The organism is Nocardioides panacisoli (genome assembly GCF_039537325.1).
In the GTDB taxonomy this organism is placed as follows: domain Bacteria; phylum Actinomycetota; class Actinomycetes; order Propionibacteriales; family Nocardioidaceae; genus Nocardioides; species Nocardioides panacisoli.
Genome location: NZ_BAABAH010000003.1, coordinates 299,010 through 318,858, shown reverse-complemented (window position 1 = coordinate 318,858; position 19,849 = coordinate 299,010). Strand labels below are relative to the sequence as shown.

Here is a 19,849-nt window from a genome sequence, read left to right as displayed (position 1 = left end):
CCGTCCGTCGACCTGTCGCGAAGGTGGCGACGGCTCGGCGGCCCGGATGGGTGCAAGCCCTCCAGGACGCCCTCGACCGGCCGCTGACGACCTACTACCTGCTCCTCGGCTCGGTCGCGCTGCTGCTGACGATCGGGCTGATCATGGTGCTGAGCGCCTCGAGCGTGCAGGCCTTCGAGCAGACCGGCGACTCCTACTCGATCGTCAAGCGGCAGCTGCTCTGGGTGCTCATCGGCGTGCCCTGCGCGTTCATCGCCTCCCGGGTGGCCGACCGCTGGGTCCGGCGGCTGGCCTATCCGGCGTTCTCGGTCTCGCTGCTCCTGCTCGCCCTCACGGCGGTCATCGGCGTCTCGGTCAACGGCAACCAGAACTGGCTCGCCCTCGGACCCGTCCAGATCCAGCCGTCGGAGATCGCCAAGCTCTCCCTGATCCTCTGGGCCGCGCACATCTACGCCAACAAGGAGCGGCGGCTCGGGTCGCTGCACGAGATGCTCGTGCCGGTGGTGCCCGGGATGCTGCTCGCGACCGTCCTGGTGGTCGTCGGCCGCGACCTCGGCACCGCGCTGGTGTTCTTCGCGCTCCTGGTCGGGATGCTCTGGGTGGTCGGGGCGCCCACCCGGCTCTTCGTGCTCGCGCTCAGCATGGTCAGCGTGCTGGCGATCGGCATGGCCGCGATCGACACCGAGCGGCTCGCCCGGATCACCAACTTCGTCGATCCGTTCAAGGACTACCACGGCACCGGGTGGCAGCCCGCGCACGGTCTCTACGCGATGGCGAGCGGCGGGATCTTCGGCGAGGGCATCGGCGCCAGCCAGCAGAAGTGGGGCTCGCTGCCCGAGGCGCACACCGACTTCATCTTCGCCGTGCTCGGCGAGGAGCTCGGGCTCGCCGGGACGCTGCTCGTCGTCGGCCTGTTCCTCGTGCTCGCCTACGCGATCCTGCGGGTCGCCCGGCAGACCAAGGACCCGTTCGTCCGCTACACGAGCTTCGGGATCGCCGTGTGGCTGCTTGGCCAGATGATCATCAACGTCGGCATGGTGCTGGCGCTGCTGCCCGTCATCGGGATCCCGCTGCCGCTGGTGTCCTACGGCGGGTCCAGCCTGCTGCCGACGCTCAGCGCGCTGGGCCTCGTCATCGGCTTCGCGCGCCGCGAGCCCGCCGCCAAGCGTGCCCTCGCCCAGCGCCGCCGGGCCCGCACGAAGGGTCTGGCCGCCCGCCGGTAACGTCCCGCCACGGACGGTCGGATCGGAGCAGAGGCGGAGGGCACGGGGGATGCGGATCTTGTTGGCCGGCGGGGGCACGGCGGGTCACACCTCGCCCCTGCTCGCGACCGCGGACGCCCTCCGGCGCATCGACCCGGGCTCCGAGATCACCTGCCTCGGCACGCCGCGCGGCCTCGAGAACACCGTCGTCCCGGCAGCGGGCTATCCCCTCGAGCTGATCCCGCCGGTGCCTCTCCCGCGCAAGCCGTCCAAGGACCTCGTGGCCGTGCCGGCGCGGCTCCGCGGCGCGGTCAAGGCGGCGCTCGCCGTCGTCGACCGGGTGCGGCCCGACGTGATCGTCGGCTACGGCGGCTACGTGTCGCTCCCCGCCTACTTCGCCGCGCGGCGGCGCAGGATCCCGCTCGTCGTGCACGAGCAGAACGCCCTGCCGGGCATCGCCAACAAGATCGGCGCCCGGCTCGCCGACCGGGTCGCGGTCAGCTTCCCGGACACCCCGCTGAAGAAGGCGGAGTACGTCGGCCTGCCGCTCCGGCGGATGATCTCCACCCTGGACCGTGCCGCCCTCGGTGCCGAGGCGCGCCAGTTCTTCGGGCTCGACCCCGCCCTGCCCACCCTCGTCGTGACCGGCGGCTCCCAGGGCGCCTGGCGGCTGAACCGCGCCGTCGCCGGCGCCGCCGCCACCCTCTCGGGCACCGGCGTCCAGGTGTTGCACGCCATAGGGAAGCGCGGCACCGAGGATCCGGAGTGGGCCGAGCCGGACCGCGGGGGCGCGTCGGCGCCGTACGTCGTGGTGCCGTTCATCGAGCGGATGGACTACGCCCTGGCCGCCGCGGACCTGATGGTCTGCCGCGCGGGCGCGTCCAGCGTCGTCGAGGCGGCGGCGAGCGGGGTGCCCGCGATCTTCGTCCCGCTGCCGATCGGGAACGGTGAGCAGGCGCTGAACGCCAAGCCGGTCGTCGACGCCGGCGGCGCGCTGCTCGTCGAGGATGCGGCGTTCGACAAGGCCTACGTCGCCGACCACGTCCCGCCGCTGGCGCGCGACGCGGCCAAGCTCGCCCGGATGGGCGCCGCCGCCGCGCACCTGGTCCCGCGCGACGCCGACGAGCGGCTGGCCCGGATGATCCTCGACGCAGGTCGCCGATGAGACTTCCGGTCCCGGAGCGGATCCCGCCGGCCGAGGAGCTCGGCCGGGTGCACTTCGTCGGCATCGGCGGGGCCGGCCTCTCCGGGATCGCGCGGATCATGGCGCGGCGCGGCGTGCCGGTCACCGGCAGCGACGACAACGACACCCCGTTCCTCGCGCAGCTGCGTGAGCTCGGCGTGACCTGCCACCTCGGCTACGACGCCGCCCACGTCGGCGACGCGGACACCGTGGTCGTGACCACGGCCGCCCGGGAGGACAACCCCGAGGTGCTCGAGGCGCGGCGGCGAGGGCTCACGCTGCTGCCGCGCTCGGCCGGGCTGAAGGCCGCGATGGCGGGCCATCGGGTGCTCTCGGTCGCCGGCACCCACGGCAAGACCACCACGACCTCGCTGCTCACGATGGCGCTCCTGCACGCCGGCGCGGACCCGTCCTACGCCGTCGGCGGGGTCCTCACCGGCACCGGCCGCAACGCCGACCTGGGCGAGGGCGGCGTCTTCGTCGCCGAGGCGGACGAGAGCGACGGCGCCTTCCTGGTCTACGACACCCACGGCGCGATCGTGCTCAACGTCGAGGCCGACCACCTCGACATCTGGGGCACCCCCCAGGCCTATGTCGCGGCGTTCGAGCAGTTCGCCGACGGCGTCGACCCGGACGGCTTCCTCGTCTGCGGCGTGGACGACCCCGGTGGTGCGGCGCTCGCGGAGCGGCAACGGGCGCGAGGACACCGGGTGGTGACCGTCGGCGTCGACCGGCCCGGCGACCTGCGCGCCGTCGACCTGCGCGCCGCCGACGGCGGGACGACGTTCGCGGTCGAGCGCGACGGCGACCTGATCGGCGAGGTCGCGCTGCGGATCCCCGGGCGCCACTACGTCATCGACGCGCTCGCGGCGCTCGCCGCCGGGCTCGAGCTCGGCCAGGCCTTCGCCGGCCTCGCGGCAGGGCTCGCGGAGTTCGTCGGCACCGGCCGGCGGATGGAGCCCAAGGGCGGGGCCGGGGGAGTCCGGGTCTACGACTCCTACGCGCACCACCCGACCGAGATCAGCGGCGACATCGAGGCCGCTCGCTCGCTGGCCGGCGACGCGCGGGTCGTCGTCTGCTTCCAGCCGCACCTGGTGTCGCGTACCCGGATCTTCGCGCCCGAGATGGGCAAGGCGCTCGGCGCCGCCGACGAGGTCGTCGTGCTCGACGTGTACGTCGCCCGCGAGGAGTCGGATCCCGAGGTCAGCGGCGCGCTGGTCGCGGATGCCGTACCGCTGCCGCAGGAGCGGGTCCACTACGTCCCGCAGCGGTCCGACGCGCTCGGGGTGCTGCTCGACATCGTGCGGCCCGGCGACGTGGTGCTCACCCTCGGCGCGGGCGACGTGACCGCCCTGGCCCCCGAGCTGGTCGCTCGTCTGGAGGAGCGCGGCGATGGCTGACCGATCGGCGCAGGCGCGCACCCGCAAGCGGTTCGCCCGCCGCCAGTGGGCGCGGCGCTGGCTGACCTGGCGCTACATCGTCGTGGTCGTGGTGGTCGTCCTGCTGATCGGCTTCGCCGTCTACTCCGTCTACTTCTCGCCGTGGCTGCAGGTCCAGGGCGTCGACGTGACCGGCAACTCGCAGGTCTCCGACGCGGAGATCATCCGGACCGCCGACGTCCCGGAGGGCGGCGCGCTGGCCAAGGTCGACCTGGACGCGATCGCCGTACGCGTCCGGGCCCTGCCCGCGGTGAAGTCCGTCGACGTCTCCCGCAAGTGGCCGCACGACGTGCGGATCGACGTCGTGGAGCGGACGCCGGTCGCGGTGGTCGCTCGCGGCGACGGGTACGTCGACCTGGACGAGGAGGGCGTCACCTTCAACCGGCTGGCCCATCCGCCCGCGGGGCTCCCGCTCGTCGAGACCGGCGCCGCTGCCGAGCCCTCCGCACTCGAGGAGGCGGCCCACGTGGTCGCCGCCCTGCCCGACGACATCTCCAGCCTGGTCGACCACGTCCAGGTCGACACCGTCGACGAGATCCTGCTGGTGCTCCACGACGGGCGGCAGGTCAAGTGGGGGAGTGCCGACCAGTCCGACGAGAAGGCCCAGGTGCTGCTCGCGCTGCTGGACCGCAAGGCCCAGGTCTACGACGTCAGCGTCCCGGGCATGCCGACGACACACTGACCGCGCGGCGGTCGTACGTGGACGGGCTGCCCAACCCGGCCAGCCCGGGACGCCGCGCCGCGGCGTGTCGGCACGAAATGCCCGGGCCGCCTCCCTACTGTCTTCACCACGACGAGGTTGACATAACTATAACCCTCAGCCTGAGGGTCAGAGTTTAGACCAGGGTCAGTCAGACCGAGTCGGGACTTCTTCCCCACCACACTTGCCGGACCGCAACGAGAGGTGAAGCCGCCGTGGCAGCTGCACAGAACTACCTGGCCATCATCAAGGTCGTCGGCATCGGCGGTGGTGGGGTCAACGCCGTCAACCGGATGATCGAGGTCGGGCTCAAGGGCGTCGAGTTCATCGCGATCAACACCGACGCGCAGGCGCTGCTGATGAGCGACGCCGACGTGAAGCTCGACATCGGGCGGGAGCTGACCCGGGGCCTCGGGGCCGGCGCGAACCCCGACGTGGGCGCCAGGGCCGCTGAGGACCACGCCGAGGAGATCGAGGAGGTCATGAAGGGCGCCGACATGGTCTTCGTGACCGCCGGCGAGGGTGGCGGCACCGGCACCGGTGGTGCGCCGGTCGTGGCGCGGATCGCCCGCTCGCTCGGCGCGCTGACCATCGGCGTCGTCACCCGGCCGTTCCAGTTCGAGGGGCGCCGCCGGGCCGGCTCCGCGGAGGAGGGCATCGCCCGCCTGCGCGACGAGGTCGACACCCTGATCGTCATCCCGAACGACCGCCTGCTCCAGATCTCCGACCGCAACGTGTCGGTGATGGACGCGTTCCGCCAGGCCGACCAGGTCCTGCTCCAGGGCGTCTCCGGCATCACCGACCTGATCACCACCCCTGGCCTGATCAACGTCGACTTCGCCGACGTCAAGGCCGTGATGAGCAACGCCGGGTCGGCGCTGATGGGGATCGGCTCGGCCCGCGGCGAGGACCGCGCGGTGTCCGCCGCGGAGATGGCCGTGAGCAGCCCGCTGCTGGAGGCGTCGATCGACGGCGCCCACGGTGTGCTGCTCTCGATCGCCGGCGGGTCCGACCTCGGCATCTTCGAGATCAACGAAGCCGCCGCGATGGTGGCCGACGCGGTCCACCCCGAGGCCAACATCATCTTCGGCACGATCATCGACGACGCGCTCGGCGACGAGGTCCGGGTCACGGTGATCGCGGCCGGCTTCGACGGAGGCGCCCCGAAGAAGGCCGAGCAGGGCATGGGCCTCCGCCGCGACCAGCGTGGGTCTCAGGAGCAGACGCGCAACGCCGACGTCGTGGCCCGCCGCGAGGAGCCCACGCGGGTCCGGCCGGCCGAGCAGTCGGAGCAGTCGGCGCCCGAGCAGGCCCCGGAGCCCGAGCGCCCCAGCGTGCCGGTCGGCGCGCACACCCAGCAGCCGATGCAGTTCGAGGACGACGAGCTGGACGTCCCCGACTTCCTGAAGTAGGCGCCCTGTACGCCTTCCGCACCACCCTCGGCCCCGTCGAGCTGGCCTTCACCGACCGGCTCGGCGGGGTCAGCGCTGCGCCGTACGACGAGCTGAACCTCAGCGTCGCCGGTGGGGACGACGAGGCCGCGAAGGCCGAGAACCACCGGATCCTGCTGGCGGACTTCGCGCCCGGCGACCGGCTCGCCGACCTCTACCAGGTGCACGGTGCCGACGTCGCGGACGCGGAGCCGGGCACCCGCCCCGAGTGCGACGGCATCGTCGCCTCCGGGCCGGGCGTGGTGCTGATGGTCCGTGCCGCCGACTGCGTGCCGGTCCTGCTGGGTGACGCCGAGCACGGCATCATCGGCGCGGCCCACGCGGGGCGGTTGGGGCTGGTGCGGGGCGTGGTCCCGGCGACCGTCGCGCGGATGCGGAAGCTCGGCGCCGAGGACGTCACCGCGTGGGTCGGGCCGCACATCTGCGGCCGCTGCTACGAGGTGCCCGCGCAGATGCGGGACGAGGTCGCCGCGGTCGAGTCGGCGGCGCGTTCGACCACGTCGTGGGGCACGCCCGCCGTCGACCTCGGCGCGGGCGTCCGGGCCCAGCTCGAGCGCGAGGGCGTCACCGTCGTCGACCTCGCGCGGTGCACGCTCGAGTCGGCCGATCTCTACTCCTTCCGTCGCGACCGCGACGGCGCGGGCCGGCAGGCGGGCGTCGTCCGCCTCGCGCCGGACCGGGGGTCGTCGTGAGCCGCGCCGACGACGTGGCCCGCGGCCTGGGCGAGGTGCGCGACCGGATCGCGTCCGCGTGCGCGGAGGCCGGCCGCGGCGCCGACGACGTCACCCTCGTCGTGATCACGAAGTACTTCCCGGCCTCGGACGTCCGGATCCTCGCCGACCTCGGCGTGACGGACGTGGGGGAGAACCGCCACCAGGAGGCGGCCGCCAAGGCTGAGGAGTGCGCCGACCTGCCGCTGACCTGGCACTTCGTGGGCGGGCTGCAGAGCAACAAGGCGGCCGCGGTCGCGGGCTACGCCGGCGTCGTGCACTCCGTCGACCGCGTCAAGCTGGTCCGGCCGCTCGACCGGGGAGCGGGCGAACGGCCGGACGCACGCGCGGTCGACGTGCTCCTGCAGGTGAGCCTCGACCCGCCGGGCACCGAGCACCGGGCCGGGGCAGCGCCCGCCGACCTCGCGGCCCTGGCCGACACCGTGGCGGCCGCCGAGCACCTGCGGCTCCGCGGGCTGATGGCCGTCGCGCCGCTGGGCGAGGACCCCGCCGGGGCCTTCGAGCGACTGGCCGGTCTTCGTGCCGATTTCCTGTCCGACCACCCCGACGCGACGTGGCTGTCGGCCGGGATGAGCGGCGATCTCGAGCAGGCGATCGCAGTCGGCGCGACACACGTGCGCGTCGGCACGGCGGTCCTCGGATCGAGGCCCCGTGTCCAGTAATGTCCCAATCACCACCAGTCGCCCCGCAGGGGTGCAGACGGATCAGTGGAGGCAAGTGTCATGAGCGGCGCGATGCGCAGGATCGGTGAGTACCTCGGCCTGCTCGAGGACACCGGCTACGACGAGTACGACGACGAGCTGGTCGAGGAACGCCCCACGCGGGACCACGCCCCCGTCCGTCAGGAGCGCGCGGCCCGGCCCGGACGCCCCGCCCCGGTCGCCGACCTCAACGAGCGACGCCGCCCGGCCCCCGTGCAGTCCGCGCCGATGGTCGCTGAGCTGTCCCGGATCACCACGCTGACCCCGCGCACCTACAACGAGGCGCGCGCGATCGGCGAGGAGTATCGCGAGGGCACCCCGGTCATCATGAACCTCTCCGAGATGGACGACGCCGACGCCAAGCGGCTGGTCGACTTCGCCGCCGGGCTGATCTTCGCCACCCGCGGCAGCATCGAGCGGGTCACCAACAAGGTGTTCCTGCTCTCGCCGCCGAACGTCAGCGTCGCCGCCGAGGACAAGCAGCGCATCGCGGACGCAGGTTTCTTCAACCAGAGTTGAGGCGTCCGTCGGCGACTGCCCTCACGGCCACGCGCTGGGTGCCGATGGATAGGTTGTGCGCGTGCATGTGGTCGGGACGGTCTTCGAGTACCTGCTGTACGCGTTCATCGTGCTGCTGTGGGTGCGGTTCATCGTGGACTGGATCCAGGTCTTCGCCCGGTCCTGGGAGCCGCGGGGCGTGCTGCTGGTCGTGCTGGAGATCGTCTACTCGGTGACCGACCCGCCGATCAAGGCGCTGCGCCGCGTGATCAAGCCGATCCGGCTCGGCAACTTCGCGTTGGACGTCAGCTTCCTTATCGTGATGATCCTCGCCTACGTGTTGCTCGCGCTCAACCGCTCGTTCCTGCTCTGAACGACGGGAGGACCCGCCGGGCGACCACTGGCGGCGCACGGGAGCCGTGTGTTCGGAAGTGACTGGTGAATCCCGCTGATGCGCAGGCAGGCGCTACAGTTCCGCGAGACAGTGTCTCCTTGATCGAAGATAGGTGAGGTCATGCCGCTGACGCCCGAGGACGTGAGCAACAAGCGCTTTACCCCCGTCCGGTTGCGCGAGGGCTACGACATGGGCGAGGTCGACCAGTTCCTCGACGAGGTCGAGGCCGAGCTTGCCCGGCTGACCCAGGAGAACGACGAGCTGCGCGCCAAGCTGGCCGCGGCGCAGTCCGGCAAGGGCTTCGACAGCTACGAGGCGCCGCCGACCCAGGCGACGCCCATCCCGGAGCCGACCCCGGTCGCCCAGCCGGCCCCCACGCCGGTGACCCCGACCCCCGCCCCGACTCCGGAGCCCGCCGCCGCCCCGGTGGGCGGCAGCCCCTCCGGCGGTGTAGAGACGATCCGGGTCGAGACGGTCCCCGAGGCCTCCAACGCCGCGGCCCGCCTCCTCGAGATCGCGACCCGCAACGCGGACGAGCTGGTCGAGGACGCCAAGAACGAGGCCGACAAGATCGTCGGCGAGGCCCGCACCAAGGCCGAGCGCCTGGAGAACGAGGCCAAGGGCAAGGCCGACCGGCTCGAGTCCGATGCCCGCACCCGCGCCGAGATGCTCGACTCCGAGACGGCCGAGCGTCGCACCCAGCTGTTCGGCGACCTGGAGAAGGAGCGCGACAAGCTCAACATCGAGGTCGAGAACCTGCGCTCGTTCGAGCGCGAGTACCGGTCGCGCCTCAAGAGCTACTTCACCCAGCAGCTCGAGGCGCTGCAGACGCCGGGCGACACCATCGCTCCCTCCGAGGAGGCGCCGGCCCCGAAGCGGCTGCGCTCCATCCTCGGCGAGGAAGAGCACTGAGCCGCACTGCTTGAACACTTCGACGGCCGGTCCGCGCAAGCCGCCCGGCCGTCGTCGTGCTCCTGCAGCGTGCCGCACTTGGTGACCTCGGCCTCACCGGCTATGGTCCGTGCAGCCTGTTGCGACCCCGCGACAGACGCCGGCTCCTGGAGGAGGCTCCGACCGTGGCGCGCACGAGTACGAAGAAGTCGCTGACGGCGGCTGCCAAGCGGATCATCCGCCCCAAGGGCAAGGCGACCGCGTCGGACAACGGCAAGCCCGCGAAGAAGACCGCTGAGAAGGCGGCGACGACCGCCAAGAAGGCCGCTCCTGCGGCGAAGAAGGCCGTCGCGAAGAAGGCAGCGCCGGCCGTGAAGGCCGCCGCCAAGAAGGCGCCCGCCAAGAAGGCGCCTGCCAAGAAGGCGCCTGCCAAGAAGGCGCCTGCCAAGAAGGCGCCTGCCAAGAAGACCGCTCCCGCCGCCAAGAAGGCGCCGGTGAAGACCGCGCCGGCGAAGAAGGCAGCCGCCAAGAAGGCTTCGGCGAAGAAGGCGGCGCCGGCCGCGCCGAAGGCCGCTCCCGCGAAGAAGGTCTCCCCGGCGAAGAAGGCCTCGCCGGCGAAGAAGGCGACACCGCCCGCCAAGAAGGCGGCCACGCCGGCGAAGAAGGCGCCCGCGAAGACGGCGCCGGTCGCGAAGGCTCCGGCCAAGAAGGCCGCGCCCGCCACGAAGGCGCCCGCGACCAAGGCACCGGCCAAGAAGGCAGCGCCGAAGAAGGCCGCGCCCGGCCAGCTCGTCGTACGCGAGGGCGAGGAGAAGTGGTCCAAGGCCGAGCTCGCCGAGGTGCTCGCCGAGCTGCACGAGCAGCGCGACCACAGCGCGGCGATCGTCGCCGAGCAGGAGGAGGACCTCTCCGGCCTGCTGCGCGACGCCGGGGACGGGGCCGGACAGGACCAGGCGGACATCGGTGCCACCTCGTTCGAGCGTGACCACGAGCTCACCGTGCTCAACCACGAGCGCGAGAAGCTGGCCCAGATCGACCGCGCGCTGGCGCGGATCGACGACGGCACCTACGGCGTCTGCGAGTCGTGCGGCAACCCCATCGGCAAGATGCGGTTGATGGCGTTTCCGCGTGCCACACTGTGCATGACATGCAAGCAGCGCGAGGAACGTCGGTAGAGACCCCCGACAGCGGCGAGTCCCGTCCGTTTCTCGCCCGGCGTGGCACCTGGCTGCTCTTCGCGGCCGTGGCCGTCGTGGCCTACGCCGCCGATCAGGTGGCGAAGCGGCTGGCGGTCACGCACCTGCACGCCCGCGACGACGTGCAGGTCGTCGGCGACCTGCTCCAGCTGCGGCTGACGCACAACCCGGGCGCGGCGTTCAGCCTCGGCACCGACTTCACGGTCGCTCTCGCGTTCCTGGCGATGGTGGCGTCCCTGGTGCTGCTGTGGTTCAGCCGCGGGCTGCGCGACCGCGTCTGGGCGGTCGGTCTCGGCCTGATCCTCGCCGGCATCGACGGCAACCTGACCGACCGGATGATCCGGGACCCGGGGCCGTTCCGGGGCGAGGTGGTCGACTTCCTGATGCTGCCGCACTGGCCGATCTTCAACGTCGCCGACATGTGCATCAACGTGGGCGCCCTTCTCGTCCTGGTGCAGATCTTCCGCGGCATCCGCCTCGACGGCTCGCGGGCGGTGTCGTCCCCGTCCTCCGACGAGGACGACTCATGAGCGTCGACCACCGCAGCCTGCGGGTGCCCGACGGGCTCGACGGCGAGCGCATCGACGTCGCCATGGCGCAGCTGTTCGGCGTCTCCCGCACCCGGGCGGCCGAGCTGATCGCCGACGGGCGCGTGCTGCTCGACGGCACGCCGGTCGCGAAGAGCGAGCGGGTGCTGCCGGGCGCCGTGCTCGAGGTCGAGATCCCGCAGCAGGCGAACCCGCTCGAGGTCGTGCCCGAGATCGTCGAGGGCATCAAGATCATCCACGACGACGACTCGATCGTGGTGATCGACAAACCCGTCGGTGTCGCCGTGCACCCCTCGCCGGGATGGCGTGGCCCGACCGTGGTCGGCCACCTCGCGGGCGCCGGGTTCCGGATCTCCACCTCCGGTGCCAAGGAACGGGAGGGCATCGTGCAGCGCCTCGACGTCGGGACCTCGGGCGTGATGGTGATCTGCAAGTCCGAGCACGCCTACTCGGTGCTCAAGAACGCCTTCCGGCAGCGCACCGTCGACAAGGTCTACCACGCGCTGGTCCAGGGCCACCCCGACCCGCTGACCGGCACCGTGGACGCGCCGATCGGCCGGCACCCCGGCGCCGACTACAAGTTCGCGGTCATGGACGGCGGCCGGGCCAGCGTGACGCACTACGAGACCCTCGAGGCGCACCGGTTCGCGAGCCTGCTCGAGGTGCACCTCGAGACGGGGCGGACCCACCAGATCCGGGTGCACATGGCGGCGCTCAAGCACCCGTGCTGCGGCGACCTCACCTACGGCGCCGACCCCGTGCTCGCGAAGCGGCTCGGGCTCACCCGCCAGTGGCTGCACGCGGTGCGCCTCGGGTTCGAGCACCCGGACAGCGGCGAGTACGTCGAGTACGAGTCGACGTACCCCGACGACCTCCAGCACGCCCTCGACGTCATCCGTGACAGCGACTGACCTGCTGCTGCGCCGCGCGACCGCCGACGACGCGGCCGCGATCGCCGACGTGCACCTCACCGCCCGCGCGGCGTCGCCGATGCCGCCCGGCATCCACCCGCCGGACGACGTGCGCAGGTTCCTCGGCGGCCGGATCGCCGCGGACGAGGTGTGGGTGGCCGAGATCGAGGGCGCCGTCGCCGGCTACGCCCGGTTCACCGAGACCTGGCTCGACGACCTGTACGTCGCGCCGACGGCGCAGCGCGCCGGCGTCGGCGCGGCCCTGCTCGACCTGGTGAAGTCCCTGCGTCCGAGCGGGTTCTCGCTGTGGGTGTTCGAGGTCAACGAGCCGGCGCGCGCCTTCTACCGCGCGCACGGGCTGGTCGAGCGCGAGCACACCGACGGCTCGGAGAACGAGGAGCGCGAGCCGGACCTGCGGATGGAGTGGTCGCCCCGATGAGCGGCGGCGGGCACTCCGTGCTGCTCGTCCCGGTGCCGGAGCTGGAGCCGTTCGTCCGGTCCCGGTGGGAGCACTACGACCCCGCGCTCGTCTCGGCCGACAGCGCGTTCACCCATGCCCACATCACGCTGCTGGCGCCCTACCTCCCCGCTCCGACGTACGACGACCTGTCCCTGGTCGCCGCGGTGGCCGCCCGGTCGCCTGCCTTCGAGTTCGAGCTGGCGGAGGTGGCCGCCTTCCCCGACGGCATCGTGCACCTGCGGCCGGAGCCCGCAGAGCCCTTCGCGCGGCTGACCGCACAGCTGTGGGAGGCCTTTCCGCAGTGCCCGCCCTACGCGGGTCAGCTCGCCGACGTGGAGCCGCACCTGACGCTGGACCGGATCGGCCCCGGCGTGACGCTGGAGAGCACCCGCAGCGCCCTCGCCGCCGTCCTCCCGGCGGCCTGCAGGGCGGACCGGATCGAGCTCCACTGGTACGAGACGGGCAACTGCCACGTGCGGGAGCAGTGGAGCCTCGCCGGCGCCAACCTGAGAGTCTGCTGAAGCGCCGACTTTTCGGGCACGACGGGACTAGCGTCCGGCGCGTGGAGCTCGTCGAGTGTGAGTGGTGCCGCGTCCAGTCCCAGCCCGGCACGTCCACGTGCCCCACGTGCGGGGCGCCCCTGGACGTCGCGAACCTGGTCAGCGACTCCGGCTGGCGCGAGGCGCCCCGGATGCGGGACATGGCGCAGTTCCGGTTCTCGTCGTCGTCGGTGCAGGTCGAGGGCACCATCGTGCCCGTCGCCGAGGTCAACCTCGCGCAGGGCGACTCGGTGTACTTCGAGCACCACGTGATGCTCTGGAAGGACGCGCACACGCCGCTCGTGGCCTACAACGTGCCGGGAGGCGCGCGGCGGAGCCTGGCCGGCATGCCGCACGTGGTCACGGTGGCCTACGGGCCCGGGCGGATCGCGTTCTCGCGCGAGGCGCCGGGCGAGCTGGTCGTGCTGCCGCTCGCCGCGGGCGTCGAGATCGACGTCCGCGAGCACGCGTTCGTGGTCGCGAGCCACACGACGTCCTACTCCTTCATCCGGATCAAGGGCTTGACCAACCTGCTGCACGGCGGGAACGGCATGTACATCGACAGGTTCATCACCGGCGCCGAGCCGGGCGTCGTGATGCTGCACGGCAACGGCAACGTCTTCGAGCGCTACCTCCAGCCGGGGGAGCGGATCCAGGTGGAGCCCGGAGGCTTCCTCTACAAGGACGCCTCGGTGCAGATGAACACGGTCCAGCTGGACGTGAAGACCGGCATGTTCAGCAGGGGCCTCTACGTCGCCGAGTTCGTCGGGCCGGGTCGGCTCGGCATCCAGTCGATGTACCACCACCACGGGAGCGACTGATGACGGCCGGTACCGGCGTCGAGTACACGTGCCGCTACTGCAGGCTGCGGTCCGAGCTCGGCGACGGGCACGCGGCGTGCCCGCACTGTGGTGCGCGGGTCGACCTCCGGCACGTCGTCAGCGAGTCCGGGTGGGTCGAGCAGCCACCGATCGCGGACATGACGCGGATCCAGTTCGGTCGCAGCTACGTGCAGGTGGAGGGCGACGTCGTACCCGTCGCCGACTTCAAGCTCGCGGAGGGCGATTCCGTCTACTTCTCCCACCACGCTCTGCTGTGGTCCGAGACCGACGTCCGGATCACGAACCACCCGAACGCGAGCGGCTGGAAGCGGTTCCTGTCGGGCATGCCGTCCTACATGCTCGACGCGGCCGGACCGGGCCGGGTCGGGGTGTCGGACAACCACGCGGGCGAGGTGATCGCGGTCCCGCTCCCGATGGGGGGTGCGATCTGGGTGCGCGAGCACCGGTTCCTCGCAGCGACCGGGAACATCGACTACACCTTCGTGCGGACGGGCCTCTGGTACCAGACCGGCAGCGGTGACGACCGCGAGACGCACCACCCCGTCGGGACCTACGACGACGTCTTCTCGGCCCAGGGCGGCCCGGGCCTGCTGCTGCTGCACGCGCCCGGCAACACCTTCATCCGGGACCTCGCGCCCGGGGAGACGATCCACGTCCAGCCGAGATCCCTGCTCTACAAGGACCTGTCGGTGTGGATGGGGCTGCACGTCGAGTCGCCGCGCACGACCGGCTGGTCGACGTGGCGGCGCAACTGGCAGCTGCGGACCATGTTCCTGCGCCTGGTCGGCCCGGGTCGGGTCGCCGTGCACTCGGTCTTCGAGAACGAGCTCGAGGGGGAGCGGATCACGGGCGGTCAGTACACCCACCAGCAGTGGTGAGTGGCTGACCGCCCGGTTCTCCCTCCGGGCTCAGAGCTGGAAGGTCGCCACCGCGATGAGGTACGCCGCCGAGACGGCGGCGGGCTCGTGCAGGGCTCCGGGCAGCTCCAGAGCCGCCTGGGACCGCGCGCGGATCGCCGCGCCCGGATCGGCGGCGACGAGGTCGGCGCACAGCCCGGCCACGACGGCCTCGGCGTCGTGGTCGTCGAGGCCGTCGAGGACGAGGCCGTTGTGCAGCAGCGTCGCCGCCTCGAGGAAGACCTCGCGCGCCATGTCGAGGTCGACCTCCGGTCGCTCCTGCGCCACCGCCTCGGCAGTCGCGAGGAAGCGGTCGACGTACGGGGGGTCAACCGCGCTGGACGACATGCCGTGAGGCTCGCAGGCGCGGCCGGTCGCGGCAACCGGGTTTCGCGGTCCTACCAGTAGTGCGCGCGTGGGCCGACCGAGTGGCCCATCGAGCCGGCGATCCACAGCACGGCGCCGATGATGACGGCGATGATGCCGAGGGTCCACAGGATCGGCACGTTGAAGATCGCGCCGAGGACCAGAAGAATCACACCGAGGATGATCACGAGGGTTCGCCTCCATTCGTCGTGCGCGGCCGGGGTGTGCCGCGCACCGATCTCGGTACCCGCCCGAATCGCCCGCAATCCCCTGTTGTCAGGGACCACGGATCGCCGGGCTTCCTGCTCCAGCTCCGTCAGGGTGCCGTGGCGGTGGTCGGTGCCGTGCCGAGCTCGAACCGGTAGCCGCGTCCCCACACCGTCGTCAAGAAGCGCCGGGGCTCGGCCGTGTCCCCGAGGCTGCGGCGCAGCCACTGGACGTGGACGTCGACCGTCTTCGTCGACGTCCACGTCCGGTGGCGCCAGACCCTCAGCATGAGCTCCTCGCGCGAGACCACGCGTCCCGCGTTCGCCATGAGGTAGCCCAGCATCCGCGCTTGCTTCGGCGGCAGCCGCGGACGCTCCTCCAGGTCGACCCACACCCGGCACGTCGCGGGATCGAACCGCACCGCGTTCACCTCGAGGATCCCGTCGCCGCCCGAGGCGAGCGTCCACACGTGCCCGTCGAACGGGTCCACGCCATCCATCCCGACCTCTTCCCTGCTGCGCGTGCTGCGCAGTCCCGAGAGCCACCCAAGTGGCAGACCACAGCGATCCGTGTTCGTGGCACTCGACCGGTCGGATTGGTCTGGACCTCGCAAGATGGGGGGACGGGCCGGCCTGTAAGCCGGGTTCTGTGATCGGCGACCATCCATCTACGGCTGCCGTTGCCGACAGCCTCCAGCGGCCTACCCGCACACTCGGGCGAGCAGCCCTCTCGGTCGAGACCATCGTGTGCTGTCTGGCCTTGCTCCGGGTGGGGTTTGCCGAGCCGTCCCGGTCACCCGGGGCGCTGGTGAGCTCTTACCTCACCGTTTCACCCTTACCCCTCCGAGGAGGGGCGGTCTGATTTCTGTGGCACTTTCCCGCGAGTCACCTCGGGTGGGTGTTACCCACCACCCTGCTCTGTGGAGCCCGGACTTTCCTCGGGACCCCGCACCTCTCGGTACGGCGTCACGCGGTCGCCCGGCCGGCCCGTCCGGAAGGTAGCGTAGCGGTGATGGACGAGTTGCGGCCGCCGCCGATCGTGTTCCCGGGTGCGGGGAGCCGGCCGGAGTCCGCCTACCGCACCGCCTACGACCTGCTGAGCCGCCGCGCGCCGAAGGAGGCGCTGGAGGTCATCGAGCCCGCGCTCGAGGCGGACCCGGACAACCGTGGGCTCCGCAGCCTGCGGGCCTGGGCGTTCTACATACGGGTGCAGCTGCAGAAGGCGACCGACGAGCTGACCCGGCTGGTCGAGGAAGACCCGTCCGACACCTGGGCGCGGCACACGCTCGGGCGGGCGCTCGAGCGACAGTCCCGGCACCGCGAGGCGCTCCCGCACCTCCGGCTCGCGGCCGCGATGAGCGGCGACGTCGAGCACGAGGTCGACGTGCTCCGTGTCGAGCGGCTGGTCGAGGGCCACTGAGCGATCGCAGCGGTAGGTTCGTCCCATGGCCTACTGGTTCTGCCTCAACCATCACGCGGTGGAAGGTCCCGAGGGGTGTGCCTACAAGGACCGGCTCGGTCCCTACGACACCGAGGAGGAGGCCGCGCACGCGCTGGAGAAGGTCAAGGAGCGCAACGAGGACTGGGACAACGACCCGAACTGGAACGACTAGTTGGCGCTGATCTCGCGGCGCCGGCGCATCAAGCCGTCGGTCGTCGACCCTGCCACCGGCGAGCGGCTCTCGCCCTGGTCGTTCCTCGGCATGGTCCTGATGGCCTGCTCGTTCTTCCTGTACGCCGCCAGCGGGCTGGTCGCGCCGTGGTGGGCGGTGGCCGCACTGCTCGTCGTGTGGGCGGCCCTGCTCGTGCTGTGCCTGTCCTGGTTCGTGCGCCGGCCGACCTGGGTGCCGGTCGTCGGGGCGCTCTCGATCGTGCTGTGGTTCTGCGTGCTCGTCGCGGGCGGCGCGTTCCTGGGCTGGAGCCCCTGACTCACAGTCCGAGGGTGGCCCGCTCCTCGTCGTCGAGGTTGCGCAGGATCGGGTAGGACCGCCAGCTGCCCCGCGGCCCCTCGACAGCCGCGCGCAGCTGGTCCTGCTGGGCGGGGGAGAGCGGCGACGGCTCGTGCTTCCCGGCGGCCGGGTCCACCTCGACCAGCAGCCCGAGGTCGCGCAGCGTCTCGAACGGGTCCTCGCAGGTCCGCTCGTAGATCCGCCGGACGGTCCGCTCGCGCACCTCGGCCGGCAGGTCCATCGAGGCGAGCTGGGCGAACGCCTCGTAGATCGAGCCGCGGTCGTCCTGGAAGTTCGGCGGGCGGGAGCCCGCCGTGGCGAGGTTCGACCACTTCCGCTCGAAGTCCTCCAGCGACCAGGACTCGTAGTGCAGCAGCTCCAGGCCGTCGAACCTCTTGTGCGGCAGCGGCTCGAGGTCGTCGTCGACCGCGTTGTGCAGGCCGATCCAGCCCGCCGTGTCGGGCCGCATGCCGATCTTCCCGAACCGGTGGCCCCGGAAGTACGCCTTGTTCCGGGGCTCGTCCAGCACGCCGAGCTGCACGAGCAGGGCCAGCTCGCCGTCGGTGAGGTCGCGCTTGAACCACGTCGGGTCGCCGGGCCACGACGGCCGGCTGACGGCCTCCAGCACGCCGAGCCGGACCACCCCGTGCCGCTGAGGTACGCCGTCCAGCACGTCACGGTCGATCTGGGCGACCTCGTCGCCGTCGAGGTGGAAGAACCAGTCGACCCGCACCACGTCGGCGAGGGCGTTGCGCACGCGGTTCGCGTTGATCCACTGCCGCATGTTCAGGCGCTCGGGTCGTGGCCCCTGCCACCAGGTGGCGTCCGCCACGAACGCGGTCACCTCCGGCTGCGCGCCGAGCCAGTCCACGACGTCGGGCGCGGGGTCCTCCAGCACGACGACCATGTGGTCGACGCCTCCGGCGAGGTTGCCGCGGACGAAACGCTGGACGTTGGGCAGCCTGTCGCGCGCTGTCGTGACCGTGACGATCATGCGCCCAGCCTAGGTACTGGCGTGCCCTACGATGCGCGGGTGCCCAAGCCGTCCCGTCGTCGACCAGACCTCGGCGGCGAAGGGGACGAGGTCGCCGAGCTGCGTCAGGAGCTCGAGCAGACGCGCGCCGAGGTCCGGGACCTGAGGCGGCGGCTGCGACGTACGCGCGACCGGTTGCGCGAGAGCCGACCGCGCGACGACGTCGGCTACCTGTTCGTCGTCACCTACGGACGGTCCGGCTCGACGCTCGTGCAGGGCCTGCTCAACTCGATCCCCGGCTATGTCATCCGCGGCGAGAACGCGCAGATCCTCCGGCACCTCTACGAGTTCCACCGCGCGGGGATGAAGCTGCAGCGCCGCGGCCGGGGCTGGCTGAAGAGCCACCCCGAGCACGACGAGCAACCGGTCACCCAGCCGTTCTACGGAGCCGAGGCCTACCCGCGCGTCCCGCCGCACCCGTTGTTCCGCAGGATCGCGCTCGACGTCCTCCTGGGGCCCGACGAGGCCACCCGCGTGGTGGGGTTCAAGGAGGTGCACTGGGACGAGCCGGACACGGCGCACTACGTGCAGTGGCTCCAGCGGGTCTTCCCGGGCGCCCGGTTCCTCTTCAACACGCGGGACCTCGACGACGTCGCCCAGAGTGCCTGGTGGGGCGACGACCCGGACTCGCGCGGCCGGCTCGAGCGGATCGAGGCCGACCTGCTGGCGCTCTGCGACGAGCTCGGCGGCGCGGCGTACCGGATCCACTACGACGACTACACGGCCGACCCGTCGGTCCTCGCCGGGCTCTACGAGTGGCTCGACGAGCCGTTCGACGTCGACCGGGTGCGCGAGGTCCTCGGGCGCGAGCACTCGTTCCAGCGGAAGCCGGACGCCGAGGCCTAGCTGCTCGCCCGGCCGGCGGAGGCGGATGCGCCGCCGCCCCCGCAGGCCAGGCAAGGGGCGCCCACGTTCTGACCCGATGGCGCCCTCGAGCAGCTCCCCCAGCAGCTCTCGTGGTGGGACGCTCACAGAGTTGCCGACCTCCTTGACGACTGTCAAGACTTCGCTGGACATCCGTCAAGACGAGTACGGGCCGAGAGGCCAGCGGACGGCCGGGGTCCGGGGTACGCTCACGCGGTGACTTCCGTCGCCGCGCGCACGGCACCGGCCGACAAGCACGAGGAGCGGCGTCGCGAGCTCGCCGACTCGGCGCTGCGCACCCTCGGGGAGCTCGGCTACGCGCGGGCCAGCCTGCGCGAGATCGCGAACAACTCGGAGTTCTCGCACGGCGTCGTCCACTACTACTTCAAGGACAAGCTCGAGCTGATCGTCTTCTGCGTGCGCCAGTACAAGACGACCTGCGTGACGCGCTACGACGGTGTCGTCGCCGAGTCGACCAGGCCGGACGAGCTGGTCGAGGCCTTCGCCGACAAGCTGGTCGAGACCATCGTCGAGGAGGCGCCGATGCACCGCCTCTGGTACGACCTGCGCTCTCAGAGCATGTTCGAGGAGAAGCTCCGCGAGGCCGTCCTCCAGATCGACAAGAGCCTCGAGGACATGATCTGGCGGGTGGTCTCGAAGTACGCCGAGCTCGCCGGCGCCGAGCCGGCGCTCAGCCCGGAGGTCGCCTACGGACTGCTCGACGGGCTGTTCCAGCAGGCGCTGCTCGGCTACCTGTGCGGCAAGGAGGACGTGACCGACGGCATCCGCGACCAGGTCCGTGGCCTGATGCCGATGCTGCTCGCGGAGGCCACGGCGTAAGGCAGGATT

At 71.7% G+C, this 19,849-nt stretch carries 25 protein-coding genes, 1 other RNA gene and 1 pseudogene; 22 read left to right on the top strand and 5 right to left on the bottom strand.

The features are described from left to right. Positions 1-50 precede the first annotated feature (50 nt). The 17 genes and pseudogenes from ftsW (at position 51) to ABD709_RS06775 (ending at position 14,564) form a co-directional block, all read left to right on the top strand. Entirely contained in the window at positions 51-1,223 is a 1,173-nt protein-coding gene (gene ftsW, locus ABD709_RS06855) for a putative lipid II flippase FtsW (RefSeq protein WP_344773636.1), read from the top strand. A gap of 49 nt (positions 1,224-1,272) precedes the next feature. Continuing rightward, the gene (gene murG / locus ABD709_RS06850; RefSeq protein ID WP_344773634.1) at positions 1,273-2,367 is read left to right on the top strand and encodes an undecaprenyldiphospho-muramoylpentapeptide beta-N-acetylglucosaminyltransferase; all 1,095 of its coding nucleotides are present in this window, start codon (positions 1,273-1,275) and stop codon (positions 2,365-2,367) included. After that, complete coding sequence (murC, locus tag ABD709_RS06845) at positions 2,364-3,785, top strand: UDP-N-acetylmuramate--L-alanine ligase (protein WP_344773632.1); 1,422 nt, start codon at positions 2,364-2,366, stop codon at positions 3,783-3,785. The genes murG and murC overlap by 4 nt, the downstream gene beginning before the upstream one ends. Further along, complete coding sequence (locus ABD709_RS06840) at positions 3,778-4,506, top strand: cell division protein FtsQ/DivIB (RefSeq protein ID WP_344773630.1); 729 nt, start codon at positions 3,778-3,780, stop codon at positions 4,504-4,506. The genes murC and ABD709_RS06840 overlap by 8 nt, the downstream gene beginning before the upstream one ends. Before the next feature lie 233 nt (positions 4,507-4,739). Continuing rightward, positions 4,740-5,685 (top strand): annotated as a pseudogene (gene ftsZ / locus ABD709_RS06835) (cell division protein FtsZ); the annotation flags it as partial. 256 nt (positions 5,686-5,941) lie between these two features. Then, a complete protein-coding gene (gene pgeF, locus ABD709_RS06830) occupies positions 5,942-6,667 on the top strand; it encodes a peptidoglycan editing factor PgeF (protein ID WP_344773875.1) in 726 nt (241 codons plus the stop codon). Beyond that, positions 6,664-7,368 carry a YggS family pyridoxal phosphate-dependent enzyme gene (locus tag ABD709_RS06825; protein ID WP_344773626.1) on the top strand — a complete coding sequence of 235 codons (705 nt, stop codon included), beginning with the start codon at positions 6,664-6,666 and terminating at the stop codon, positions 7,366-7,368. Before pgeF ends, ABD709_RS06825 begins: the two co-directional genes overlap by 4 nt. A 60-nt stretch (positions 7,369-7,428) precedes the next feature. Continuing rightward, positions 7,429-7,926: a cell division protein SepF gene (locus ABD709_RS06820; protein ID WP_344773624.1), complete on the top strand. Its 498-nt coding sequence runs from the start codon at positions 7,429-7,431 to the stop codon at positions 7,924-7,926. 61 nt (positions 7,927-7,987) lie between these two features. Next, the gene (locus ABD709_RS06815; RefSeq protein WP_344773622.1) at positions 7,988-8,278 is read left to right on the top strand and encodes a YggT family protein; all 291 of its coding nucleotides are present in this window, start codon (positions 7,988-7,990) and stop codon (positions 8,276-8,278) included. A gap of 141 nt (positions 8,279-8,419) precedes the next feature. Further along, entirely contained in the window at positions 8,420-9,211 is a 792-nt protein-coding gene (locus tag ABD709_RS06810) for a DivIVA domain-containing protein (RefSeq protein WP_344773620.1), read from the top strand. 164 nt (positions 9,212-9,375) lie between these two features. Continuing rightward, positions 9,376-10,365, top strand: coding sequence for a TraR/DksA family transcriptional regulator (locus ABD709_RS06805; RefSeq protein WP_344773618.1), 990 nt, complete (start codon positions 9,376-9,378; stop codon positions 10,363-10,365). Beyond that, a complete protein-coding gene (lspA, locus tag ABD709_RS06800) occupies positions 10,338-10,916 on the top strand; it encodes a signal peptidase II (RefSeq protein ID WP_344773616.1) in 579 nt (192 codons plus the stop codon). Before ABD709_RS06805 ends, lspA begins: the two co-directional genes overlap by 28 nt. Continuing rightward, complete coding sequence (locus tag ABD709_RS06795; RefSeq protein ID WP_344773614.1) at positions 10,913-11,845, top strand: RluA family pseudouridine synthase; 933 nt, start codon at positions 10,913-10,915, stop codon at positions 11,843-11,845. Before lspA ends, ABD709_RS06795 begins: the two co-directional genes overlap by 4 nt. Further along, positions 11,832-12,284, top strand: coding sequence for a GNAT family N-acetyltransferase (locus tag ABD709_RS06790; RefSeq protein ID WP_344773612.1), 453 nt, complete (start codon positions 11,832-11,834; stop codon positions 12,282-12,284). Before ABD709_RS06795 ends, ABD709_RS06790 begins: the two co-directional genes overlap by 14 nt. Continuing rightward, positions 12,281-12,826 (top strand): 2'-5' RNA ligase family protein, encoded by a 546-nt coding sequence (locus tag ABD709_RS06785; RefSeq protein WP_344773610.1) that lies wholly within the window; start codon positions 12,281-12,283, stop codon positions 12,824-12,826. The genes ABD709_RS06790 and ABD709_RS06785 overlap by 4 nt, the downstream gene beginning before the upstream one ends. 41 nt (positions 12,827-12,867) lie before the next feature. Then, positions 12,868-13,665, top strand: a complete 798-nt coding sequence (locus ABD709_RS06780) for an AIM24 family protein (protein ID WP_344773608.1) — start codon at positions 12,868-12,870, stop codon at positions 13,663-13,665. After that, positions 13,665-14,564, top strand: coding sequence for an AIM24 family protein (locus tag ABD709_RS06775; RefSeq protein ID WP_344773606.1), 900 nt, complete (start codon positions 13,665-13,667; stop codon positions 14,562-14,564). Before ABD709_RS06780 ends, ABD709_RS06775 begins: the two co-directional genes overlap by 1 nt. Positions 14,565-14,594: 30 nt before the next feature. Here the strand turns inward: ABD709_RS06775 and ABD709_RS06770 are convergent, their stop codons facing one another. The 4 genes from ABD709_RS06770 to rnpB form a co-directional block, all read right to left on the bottom strand. Continuing rightward, positions 14,595-14,930: a hypothetical protein gene (locus tag ABD709_RS06770; protein WP_344773604.1), complete on the bottom strand. Its 336-nt coding sequence runs from the start codon at positions 14,928-14,930 to the stop codon at positions 14,595-14,597. Between the two features lie 50 nt (positions 14,931-14,980). Next, positions 14,981-15,136, bottom strand: coding sequence for a DUF6131 family protein (locus ABD709_RS06765; protein ID WP_344773602.1), 156 nt, complete (start codon positions 15,134-15,136; stop codon positions 14,981-14,983). Between the two features lie 128 nt (positions 15,137-15,264). Further along, positions 15,265-15,654: a winged helix-turn-helix domain-containing protein gene (locus ABD709_RS06760; RefSeq protein ID WP_344773600.1), complete on the bottom strand. Its 390-nt coding sequence runs from the start codon at positions 15,652-15,654 to the stop codon at positions 15,265-15,267. Between the two features lie 120 nt (positions 15,655-15,774). After that, an RNA gene (rnpB, locus tag ABD709_RS06755) (RNase P RNA component class A) lies at positions 15,775-16,144 on the bottom strand. Between the two features lie 22 nt (positions 16,145-16,166). Here rnpB and ABD709_RS06750 point away from each other — a divergent pair. Genes ABD709_RS06750 through ABD709_RS06740 form a run of 3 tightly spaced genes read left to right on the top strand, consistent with a single transcriptional unit; the run spans position 16,167 to position 17,082 of the window. Continuing rightward, complete coding sequence (locus ABD709_RS06750) at positions 16,167-16,574, top strand: tetratricopeptide repeat protein (RefSeq protein WP_344773598.1); 408 nt, start codon at positions 16,167-16,169, stop codon at positions 16,572-16,574. 25 nt (positions 16,575-16,599) lie between these two features. Next, entirely contained in the window at positions 16,600-16,767 is a 168-nt protein-coding gene (locus ABD709_RS06745; RefSeq protein WP_344773596.1) for a hypothetical protein, read from the top strand. Next, a complete protein-coding gene (locus ABD709_RS06740) occupies positions 16,768-17,082 on the top strand; it encodes a hypothetical protein (protein ID WP_344773594.1) in 315 nt (104 codons plus the stop codon). Between the two features lies 1 nt (position 17,083). Here the strand turns inward: ABD709_RS06740 and ABD709_RS06735 are convergent, their stop codons facing one another. Next, the gene (locus ABD709_RS06735; protein ID WP_344773592.1) at positions 17,084-18,097 is read right to left on the bottom strand and encodes a glycosyltransferase family 2 protein; all 1,014 of its coding nucleotides are present in this window, start codon (positions 18,095-18,097) and stop codon (positions 17,084-17,086) included. 39 nt (positions 18,098-18,136) lie between these two features. On the opposite strand from ABD709_RS06735, the gene ABD709_RS06730 reads away from it, so the two are divergent. Together ABD709_RS06730 and ABD709_RS06725 are read left to right on the top strand one after the other, a co-directional pair. Further along, complete coding sequence (locus ABD709_RS06730) at positions 18,137-18,982, top strand: sulfotransferase (RefSeq protein WP_344773590.1); 846 nt, start codon at positions 18,137-18,139, stop codon at positions 18,980-18,982. A 234-nt stretch (positions 18,983-19,216) separates the two neighbouring features. Then, a complete protein-coding gene (locus tag ABD709_RS06725; protein ID WP_344773588.1) occupies positions 19,217-19,840 on the top strand; it encodes a TetR/AcrR family transcriptional regulator in 624 nt (207 codons plus the stop codon). The last annotated feature ends 9 nt before the right edge of the window (positions 19,841-19,849 follow it).